Origin of the sequence: Arthrobacter sp. CAL618 (genome assembly GCF_000468215.1) — a bacterium.
GTDB lineage: Bacteria > Actinomycetota > Actinomycetes > Actinomycetales > Micrococcaceae > Arthrobacter_D.
Genome location: NZ_ASZW01000229.1, coordinates 1 through 8,799, shown reverse-complemented (window position 1 = coordinate 8,799; position 8,799 = coordinate 1). Strand labels below are relative to the sequence as shown.

At 65.8% G+C, this 8,799-nt stretch carries 8 protein-coding genes and 1 pseudogene (1 of these 9 only partly in view); 6 read left to right on the top strand and 3 right to left on the bottom strand.

The features are described 5' to 3' along the window. Window positions 1-617, top strand: a pseudogene (gene paaZ, locus K728_RS19460) (phenylacetic acid degradation bifunctional protein PaaZ) (it extends 1,473 nt beyond the left edge of the window). Window positions 618-705: 88 nt separating this feature from the next. On the opposite strand, the gene K728_RS0113615 reads toward paaZ, so the two are convergent. Genes K728_RS0113615 through K728_RS0113605 form a run of 3 tightly spaced genes read right to left on the bottom strand, consistent with a single transcriptional unit; the run spans window position 706 to window position 3,124 of the window. After that, window positions 706-1,311: a TetR/AcrR family transcriptional regulator gene (locus tag K728_RS0113615; RefSeq protein WP_019482382.1), complete on the bottom strand. Its 606-nt coding sequence runs from the start codon at window positions 1,309-1,311 to the stop codon at window positions 706-708. Continuing rightward, window positions 1,311-2,648, bottom strand: a complete 1,338-nt coding sequence (paaK, locus tag K728_RS0113610; protein ID WP_019482381.1) for a phenylacetate--CoA ligase PaaK — start codon at window positions 2,646-2,648, stop codon at window positions 1,311-1,313. Before paaK ends, K728_RS0113615 begins: the two co-directional genes overlap by 1 nt. After that, window positions 2,645-3,124 (bottom strand): hotdog fold thioesterase, encoded by a 480-nt coding sequence (locus K728_RS0113605; protein ID WP_019482380.1) that lies wholly within the window; start codon window positions 3,122-3,124, stop codon window positions 2,645-2,647. The genes paaK and K728_RS0113605 overlap by 4 nt, the downstream gene beginning before the upstream one ends. Before the next feature lie 311 nt (window positions 3,125-3,435). Here K728_RS0113605 and K728_RS0113600 point away from each other — a divergent pair, with 311 nt between their 5' ends. The 5 genes from K728_RS0113600 to K728_RS0113580 form a co-directional block, all read left to right on the top strand. Beyond that, window positions 3,436-4,767: an ABC transporter substrate-binding protein gene (locus K728_RS0113600; protein ID WP_443110853.1), complete on the top strand. Its 1,332-nt coding sequence runs from the start codon at window positions 3,436-3,438 to the stop codon at window positions 4,765-4,767. A gap of 4 nt (window positions 4,768-4,771) precedes the next feature. Further along, window positions 4,772-5,755 (top strand): carbohydrate ABC transporter permease, encoded by a 984-nt coding sequence (locus tag K728_RS0113595; RefSeq protein WP_019482378.1) that lies wholly within the window; start codon window positions 4,772-4,774, stop codon window positions 5,753-5,755. Continuing rightward, window positions 5,752-6,666, top strand: coding sequence for a carbohydrate ABC transporter permease (locus K728_RS0113590; protein ID WP_019482377.1), 915 nt, complete (start codon window positions 5,752-5,754; stop codon window positions 6,664-6,666). Before K728_RS0113595 ends, K728_RS0113590 begins: the two co-directional genes overlap by 4 nt. Further along, window positions 6,663-8,162 (top strand): GH1 family beta-glucosidase, encoded by a 1,500-nt coding sequence (locus tag K728_RS0113585; RefSeq protein WP_019482376.1) that lies wholly within the window; start codon window positions 6,663-6,665, stop codon window positions 8,160-8,162. Before K728_RS0113590 ends, K728_RS0113585 begins: the two co-directional genes overlap by 4 nt. Before the next feature lie 38 nt (window positions 8,163-8,200). After that, window positions 8,201-8,799, top strand: a 599-nt coding sequence (locus tag K728_RS0113580; RefSeq protein WP_019482375.1) for a LacI family DNA-binding transcriptional regulator, incomplete at its 3' end; no start/stop codon positions are given.

Genomic DNA, 8,799 nt, shown 5'->3' with positions numbered 1-8,799 from the left:
CCGTGCCGCACCTGGTCCACGGCGGTCCGGGCCGCGCCGGCGGTGGCGAGGAACTCGGCGGCATCCGCTCGGTGCTGCACCACATGCAGCGCACGGCCATCCAGGGCTCCCCGAACATGCTCACCGCGGTCACCGGGGTCTGGCATACCGGTGCTGAGCGCCGGTTTGACGGCACCCACCCGTTCCGGAAGGATCTTGCCGCCCTGCAGATTGGCGACGCCATCCGCTCGGACCTGCGGCAGGTAACCCTTGAGGACATCACCGCGTTCGCCAATACCACCGGGGACACCTTCTACGCGCACACCAACGAGGAAGCCGCAGCCGCGAACCCGTTCTTCCCGGGCATCGTGGCACACGGCTACCTGCTGTTGTCCTGGGGTGCGGGGCTGTTCGTCGATCCCGCTCCGGGGCCGGTCCTCGCGAACTACGGGCTGGAGAACCTGCGGTTCATCACCCCAGTCGCTGCCGGGGACTCCATCCGGGTCACCCTGACGGCCAAGCGGATTACCCCGCGCGAGGACGAAGAATACGGGGAAGTGGCCTGGGATGCTGTGCTGCACAACCAGGATGACGAGGTCGTCGCGACCTACGACGTCCTGACCCTCGTCGAGAAGTAGGCCGAGCCGAGCCCTCCGCCGAGCGGTCAGCTCCGGTGGGTGCGGAGTGCCCTNCAGCTGGCGGGAGGGCTGTTGCGGGGTGTGCGGGCTAGGAGCGGTGGAGTCCGTCGAAGACCATGGTGATGACGTCGTCGGCCAGCTTCTCGGGCGACACGGCACCGCCGGGTTTGTACCACTCGACAATCGAGTTGATCGTGCCGAACAGCAGGCGGGTGGTGGTGCGCGGGTCGATGTCGGACCGCAGGGAACCCTCGGTCCGTGCCGCGTCGACCAGCGCCGCCACCTGCCGGTCAAAGGCACGACGGCGCTCCAGCGCGCCCCGCTCCACCTCCGTGTTCCCGCGCAGCCGCAGCAGCAGGGTGACGAAGGGGAGCCGCTCGATCAGGACGGCGATGGTGCCCCGCAGTACGAACTCCAGCCGGGCATCGGCCTTGCCCGAGGTCGCTGCGGGATCGGTCAGCACCGCCTCCAGCCCGCCCAGCGCATGATCCAACGCCAGACGCAGCAGGTCCCCTTTGGAAGGGACGTGATGGTAAATGGCTGACTTGCTGATCCCCAGGTTTTCGGCGAGGACGCCCATCGATGTGGCTTCGTATCCGTGCCGGTTGAACACGTCGACGGCGATGGTGAGGACAGCCTGCTGGTCATAGCCGGGCCGGCCGCGCCGGTTGGCCGCCGGGGGAGCGGTTGGCATCAGGCGCCGGCCTTGGGCCGCAGGTCGTAGATCCGCCGGAGTTTGCCGCTGGACCGGGCGAGCGAACCGGGCTCGGCGATGGTGACGGCGCAGCTGGAGCCGATGTGAATCTTGATCTGTTCGCTGAGGGTGCTGGCAGCGGTTTCGGCGTCGTGCGCCGAGACTCCCTCACGCGGCTCGATCTTGACGGTCATCGCATCCATCCGCTGGCCTTCAGGCCGCGTGATTTCCAACTGGAAGTGCGGACTGAGCGCTGGGATGCGCAGTGCGATTTCCTCGATCTGGGTGGGGAAAAGGTTGACCCCGCGGAGGATGATCATGTCGTCGCTGCGTCCGGTGATGCGGCCCATCCGGCGCATCCCGGGCCGTGCGGTGCCGGGCAGCAGCCGGGTCAGGTCGTGGGTGCGGTACCTGATGATGGGCAGGGCCTCCTTGGTGAGGGAGGTGAAGACCAGCTCGCCGTGTTCGCCGTCGTTGAGCACGTTGTCGGTGAACGGGTCGATGATCTCGGGGCGGAAATGGTCTTCCCAGATGTGGGAGCCGTCCTTGCTCTCGACACATTCGCCTGCCACGCCCGGGCCCATCACCTCGGACAGGCCGTAGATGTCGCAGGCGTCGAACCCCATCCGGTTCTCCAGTTCGTGGCGCATCTCCTCGGTCCAGGGCTCAGCGCCGAGCACGGCCGTCTTCAGCGAGGTGCTCGCGGGGTCGATGCCCGCGGCTGCCATGGCGTCGAGGATGGTGAGTAGGTAGGTGGGGGTGGCGAGGATGGCGTCCGGCTCGAAGTCCTTGATGAGCTGGACCTGGCGTTCGGTCTGCCCACCCGAAATGGGGATGACGGTGCAGCCGAGTTTTTCGGCACCGAAGTGGGCGCCGAGGCCGCCGGTGAAGAGCCCGTAACCGTAGGCGTTGTGCACCTTGTCGCCCTTCTTGACCCCTGATGCCCGCAGGGACCGCGCCACGAGGGTGGCCCAGCGGTCCAGGTCGCCAGCAGTGTAGCCGACCACTGTGGGCCGCCCTGTGGTGCCTGACGACGCGTGGATGCGTGCCACCTGGGGCTGTGGGAGGGCAAACATGCCGAACGGGTAGGTGCGCCGCAGGTCCTCCTTGGTGGTGTACGGGAAGAGCGACAAATCGCTGAGTTCTTTAAGATCCGTCGGGTGAACCCCTGCCGCATCGAACTTGTCCTTGTACAACTGGACCCTGTCGTAGGCATACTGCACAGTGTGCTGGAGCCTGGTCAGCTGCAGGGCTTCGATCTGGTCCCTCGACATCAGTTCCTCGGTGTCAAGGGTTGAGGGATCGGCGGCTGAGGCCTTGAGTGCCGTGCTGGTCATGGGAGGCTCTTTTCTGTGGTGGTGACAGCGGCGCTGCTGGGCTTGGCGAGCTGGGGATTGGGGATGGTCCGGGAACGGCCACGGAACTCGGCAATCGCCCGGGTACCGTTCTCGTTTTCCGCGGAGATGGAAATGTCGTAGAGGCCGCTACGCCCGGCTGAGGCGCGCCGGTCAGCGGTGGCGGTCAGCAGATCCCCGGGATGGGCCGAGGCCAGGAAGGTGACGTCCGCGCCCGAGGCGACGGTAATGGTGTCCGTTTCACCGATGGGGTTGCAGGCCAGGGCGAAGGCCGAGTCGGCGAGGGCAAAGACCATCCCGCCGTGGGCGATGCCAAACCCGTTGAGCATGTCGGGGCGAAGGCGCATGGTGATGATCGCGTGGCCATCGGCCAGGTCGACGACGTCGATGCCTAACCAGCGGGAGGCATGATCCTGCTCGAGGATAGGATGCGTGTGTCGGGCACCGGTGTCCGCCATTGGAACCTCACTGTTTTGACCGGACAAGCTGACCGGTCTGGTTATTAGTGACCGAATGGTCATTAGGTAATTCACTTAGGTAATACCGGCAGGCGGCGCGGTGTCAAGCGATGGTCCAGCGCCTAAGACCTTCCCCTAGCCCTTTGAGGGCCACCTCGGAGATAACGATTGCATTACGGCCGTTCGTGCCGCGGGCCCCTGACTAGGTGCGATGGTGACGGAGCAGTCGTATTTAGAGGCCGTGGAAGCGCTCCCACTTGACATGAGACGCAGGTCACTCAAGGATGATTCCAGAGCGTGAGAGCGCTCCCATGACGATTCAGGTCATCACCCGACAAAGGAGTCACCCCGTGCACAATCGAGCAAGATTCACCGCGCTATCAGCCAGCGCAGTTTGCCTAGCCCTCGCCGTCTCAGCCTGCGGTTCCAATTCAGCCCCGGCGGGCAATATCGACGACGCTACCGGCGAGTCAGACGTCACTCTCACCGTTGCCACCTTCAACGAGTTCGGGTACGAAGACCTCTTCACCGAATACGAAGAACTCAACGACAACGTGACCATCGAACACAAGAAGGCGGCCACCTCCAACGAGGCCCGCGACAACCTCACCACCCGGCTGGCCGCAGGGTCGGGACTCTCCGACATCGAAGCGATCGAGGTTGACTGGTTGGCGGAGCTGATGGAATTCCCCGACCAGTTCGCTGACCTCGCCGACCCTGCGGTCGACGGCCGCTGGCTGGACTGGAAGACCGAGGCCGCCACCACCCCGGATGGCAAGCTCATCGGCTACGGCACCGATGTGGGCCCCCAGGGTGTCTGCTACCGGGCCGACCTCTTTGAGGACGCTGGCCTGCCCACCGACCGGGACGAAGTCGCTGCGCTACTGGGCGGCACCTGGGACAGCTACTTTGAGGCTGGACGGGACTTCGTCGCCGCCAGCGACGGTGTCGCCTGGTTCGATTCAGCCGGAGCCACGTACCAGGGCATGATCAACCAGGTTGAGAATGCCTACGAAAATGAGGACGGCACGGTCATCGCCGCCGATAATGCCGAGGTCAAGGAAATCTACGAGACCGTGGTCGCTGCCTCGGTGGATGACAACCTCTCGGCGCATCTGGGCCAGTGGAGCGAAGACTGGACGGCGGGATTCCAGTCCGATGCGTTTGCCACCATGCTGTGCCCCGGCTGGATGCTCGGTGTCATTGAGGGCAACGCCGAAGGCGTCGAAGGATGGGACATTGCCAATGTCTTCCCCGGCGGTGGCGGCAACTGGGGCGGGTCCTACCTGACGGTCCCCGTGCAGGGCGAAAATCAGGCCGAAGCCAAGAAGCTCGCCGACTGGCTCACCGCACCCGAACAGCAGATCAAGGCATTCAACGCGAAGGGCACGTTCCCCAGCCAGGTCGAGGCACTGGAAAGCACCGACCTGCTGGACGCGACCAACGAGTTCTTCAACGACGCACCCACCGGGGAGATCCTCGCCGAGCGGGCGCTGGCCGTGGACGTCACCCCCTTCAAGGGACCGAAGTACTTCCCCATCAACGATGCGATGCAGCAGGCCCTGACCCGTGTCGACGTCGACCAGACCGACGACGTCGCCTCCTCCTGGGACAAGTTCGTCACCGCGGTCAACGCGCTCTGACACCATGGCCGTCACCGACCGGGCGCTGAAACCAGCCCCACCCCGGCGCCCGCCGTCGTCCAAAAAGGTTCGACGGATCACTTTCTCCCATCGGCTGTCCCGCTGGGATGTGAAGTTTTCCCCGTACCTCTACATCTCGCCGTTCTTCCTCCTGTTCGCCATCACCGGCCTGTTTCCCCTGGGATACACGGCCTGGGTTTCCATCCACAACTGGAACCTGATCGGCGGCCAGGGGGAGTTCGCGGGGCTGGAGAACTACACGTTCATCCTGTCCCAGCCGTTCTTCTGGAACGCTGTGGGCAACACGTTCAGCATCTTCCTGCTCTCCTCAGTGCCACAGGTGGTGGCGGCAATCGTCATCGCCGCCTTCCTCGACGCGAACCTGCGGGCGAAAACCTTCTGGCGGATGGGGGTACTGGTTCCATTCGTCGTCGCACCGGTGGCTGTGGGCCTGATCTTCAACAACCTGTTCGCCGACCAGTTCGGCTTGGTCAACGAGATTCTCAGGTCGCTCGGCTTCGAGGGCGTGCGCTGGCACTCCGATCCGACGGCCAGCCACATGGCCATCGCCACTATGGTGAATTTCCGCTGGATCGGCTACAACACGCTGATCTTCCTGGCGGCCATGCAGGCCATTCCGCGGGACGTTTACGAATCGGCGGCCATCGACGGGGCGGGCCGGCTCCGCCAGTTCTTCTCGCTCACCGTGCCGATGCTGAGGCCCACGGTCATCTTCGTGGTGATCACCTCGACCATCGGCGGACTTCAGATCTTCGACGAGCCGCGGGTGTTCGACCAGTACGGGTTGGGTGGAGCCGACCGGCAATGGCAGACCCTCACGATGTACATCTGGGAACTGGGGTGGGGCCAACGCAACTTCGGACGCGCCTCGGCCGTCGCCTGGCTGCTGTTCCTGATCATCGTGTTGATTGCAGTCCTGAACTTTTTCATCACCCGGCGCATCGCCAACCAGGGAGGCACCAAGTGAGCTCCATCCCCTTGACCGCACAAACGGCAGGAAAGGGGGCAGCACGCGCTGCGTCCCGCCGGGGCAACCGACGTCGTCGGAAAGGCCCGGGCGGAACCGGGCGGCGCCCCGGGTTCCTCACCTACGGGTTCCTCGGCGCCGTCCTGCTCGGTTCGCTGTTCCCGCTCTACTGGTCCTACCTGGTCGGCAGCCACGACAGTACCGTGTTGTCCCGCGGGATCCCCCTGCTGCCGGGCGGTAACTTCCTGGCCAACGCGGCGCAGGTGCTGGACAGCATTCCCTTCTGGACAGCGCTCGGGAACTCGTTGCTGGTCTCCAGCGTGACCGCGTTCTCGGTGGTCTTTTTCTCGACGCTGGCCGGTTTCGCCTTCGCCAAACTGAAGTTCAAGGGCAGCAAGTGGCTGCTGGTGTTTGTGATCGCCACCATGGCGGTCCCCACCCAGCTCGGCGTGGTGCCCCTGTTCATTGTGATGTCCAGGTTTGGCTGGACCGGGTCCCTGTGGGCGGTGATCATCCCGGCCCTCGTGACGGCGTTCGGTGTGTTCTGGATGACCCAGTACATCCGGGACGCACTGCCCGATGAGCTGATCGAGGCGGTGCGGGTCGACGGGGCGTCGATGATCAGGGCGTTCTGGCACGTGGGGCTCCCGGCCGCTCGGCCAGCCGCCGCCATGCTGGCCCTCTTCACCTTCATGGCCACCTGGACCAACTTCTTCTGGCCATTCATCGTGCTCGACCCCAGCAATCCCACTCTTCCGGTGGCACTGCAGCTACTCCAGGCAGCCCACTTCGTTGACTACTCTGTGGTTCTCGCCGGTGCAGTGCTTTCGACCATCCCTCTCCTGCTGGTATTCGTTCTCGCAGGACGCCAACTCGTTTCAGGAATCATGCAAGGAGCAGTCAAAGGATGACCAACACAGACATCACCTTTCCGGAGGGATTCCTCTGGGGTGCGGCCACGGCGGCCTACCAGATTGAAGGGGCAGCCCACGAGGACGGCCGGCAGGATTCCATCTGGGACGTGTTCTCCCGGGAGCCCGGAGCGGTTGCCGATGCGCACAACGGTGACATCGCCTGCGACCACTACCACCGCTCAGCCGACGACGTGGCGTTGATGAAACTGCTCAACCTGCAGGCCTACCGCTTCTCCACTTCCTGGGCCCGGTGCATGCCGGACGGCGTGACGCCGAACATCGAGGGCATCGAGTTCTACTCCCGCCTGGTGGATCAGCTGGTCGCCGCCGGCATCAAGCCCTGGCTGACCCTCTATCACTGGGACCTGCCGCAGGCGCTGGAGGAGCAGGGCGGCTGGGCCAACCGCGACACCGCCTACCGGTTCGCCGAGTATGCAGCAGTGCTGCATGAAGCCCTCGGCGACCGGGTCCGCATCTGGACCACCCTGAACGAGCCGTGGTGTTCAGCGTTCCTCGGGTACGCGGCGGGGATTCACGCGCCCGGCAGGCAGGACCCCCGCGCCGCGCTCGCCGCAGCGCACCACCTGCTCCTCGGCCACGGGCTGGCGGCGCAGGAGCTGCGCCGGCGTGACCCGGCAGCGCAGCTGGGGCTGACGCTCAACCTCACCGTCCCGGATCCGGTCGACCCGGACAGCGACGCCGATGTCGACGCCGCCCGCCGCATCGACGGCCAGTTCAACCGGATCTTCCTCGATCCGGTGTTCAGGGGCCAGTACCCCCAGGACGTGCTCGACGACGTCCGCCACCTTGGCCTGGAGGAGTTCATCCACGACGGCGACCTGGCCATCATCTCCGAGCCTCTTGACCTGCTGGGCGTGAACTATTATCACGGCGAGGCGGTGACGACGTCGGTCGATCCTGCCAACGACGACGGCGGGCACGCCCCGCAGGGCCGACCGGTCGCGTCGCCGTATGTCGCAGCCGACGGGGTACGGTCCGCACCGCGCGGCCTCCCGGTTACCGGGATGGGCTGGGAGGTGCAGCCCGACGGCCTGCGCCGGCTGCTGGTCCGCATCCACGAGGAGTACACCGGGCTGGCGGGCATCCCCGTCTACGTCACCGAAAACGGTGCTGCCTACGATGACGTGCCTGACGGGTCGGGGTTCGTTGACGACCAAGACCGGCTGGCCTACTTCGACAGTCATCTGAGGGCGGTCCGGGCAGCGATCGACGACGGCGCCGACGTGCGCGGCTACCTCGCGTGGTCCTTCCTGGACAACTTCGAATGGGCGTGGGGCTATCACCAGCGCTTCGGTCTGGTCCGGGTGGACTATGACACTCAGCAGCGGACTCCGAAGGCCAGCGCCCTCTGGTATGCCCGGGCCGCCGCGGCCAACGCGCTGCGGACCCCCGGACCGGTGCACCAGGTGGGACCCGGCCCCGCGGAGGCGGTGACTGGCCCGGGGGACACCGTGCTGGCCACCAGCAGGTAGGCCCCGCTGGCAGGTCATCGTGTCGTATTCTCTAGGTGATGAATGATCAGCAACCACGGGCCGGGCGTCCCGGACTCGCCCACCCGCCGGGAGCGAAATACAGCCCCACCCTGGAGGACCTGGCGGCGGCGGCCGGCGTGTCCCGGTCGACGGCGTCGCGTGCCATCAACGGGGGCAGCCGGGTGAGCCCGGAGGCGCAGGCTGCGGTGGACGCCGCCGTCGTCGCCCTCGCCTACACGCCCAACCGTGCGGCACGGTCACTGGTCACCCGGCGTACCGCGTCGATAGCGCTGGTCATTCCTGAACCGGACATGCGCGTCATGATGGACCCCTTCTTCGCCATGGTCATCACCGGCGTCACCGAGTCGCTGCGGGAAACCGATGTGCAGCTGGTCCTGCTCATGTCCCGCAGCAACGATGCGGCGCGGACCGTGCGCTACCTGCGGGGCGGGCACGTGGATGGGGCCATCGTGGTGTCGCACCACCAGGGGGACACCTGGGTGGGGCCGCTGGCGGAGAGTGGCCTGCCCATCATCTTCATCGGCAGGCCCTGGCAGAGCCAGCACGGACTGACGTACGTCGACACCGACAACTATGGTGGCGGCACCCAGGCAGCGCAGCACCTGCTCGCCGCGGG

Coding starts and splice junctions, on each gene's coding strand:
- K728_RS0113585 (WP_019482376.1), top strand. CDS start 6,663: ATGACCAACACAGACATCACCTTTCCGGAGGGATTCCTCTGGGGTGCG.
- K728_RS0113615 (WP_019482382.1), bottom strand. CDS start 1,311: ATGCCAACCGCTCCCCCGGCGGCCAACCGGCGCGGCCGGCCCGGCTAT.
- K728_RS0113605 (WP_019482380.1), bottom strand. CDS start 3,124: ATGGCGGACACCGGTGCCCGACACACGCATCCTATCCTCGAGCAGGAT.
- K728_RS0113600 (WP_443110853.1), top strand. CDS start 3,436: ATGACGATTCAGGTCATCACCCGACAAAGGAGTCACCCCGTGCACAAT.
- paaK (WP_019482381.1), bottom strand. CDS start 2,648: ATGACCAGCACGGCACTCAAGGCCTCAGCCGCCGATCCCTCAACCCTT.
- K728_RS0113595 (WP_019482378.1), top strand. CDS start 4,772: ATGGCCGTCACCGACCGGGCGCTGAAACCAGCCCCACCCCGGCGCCCG.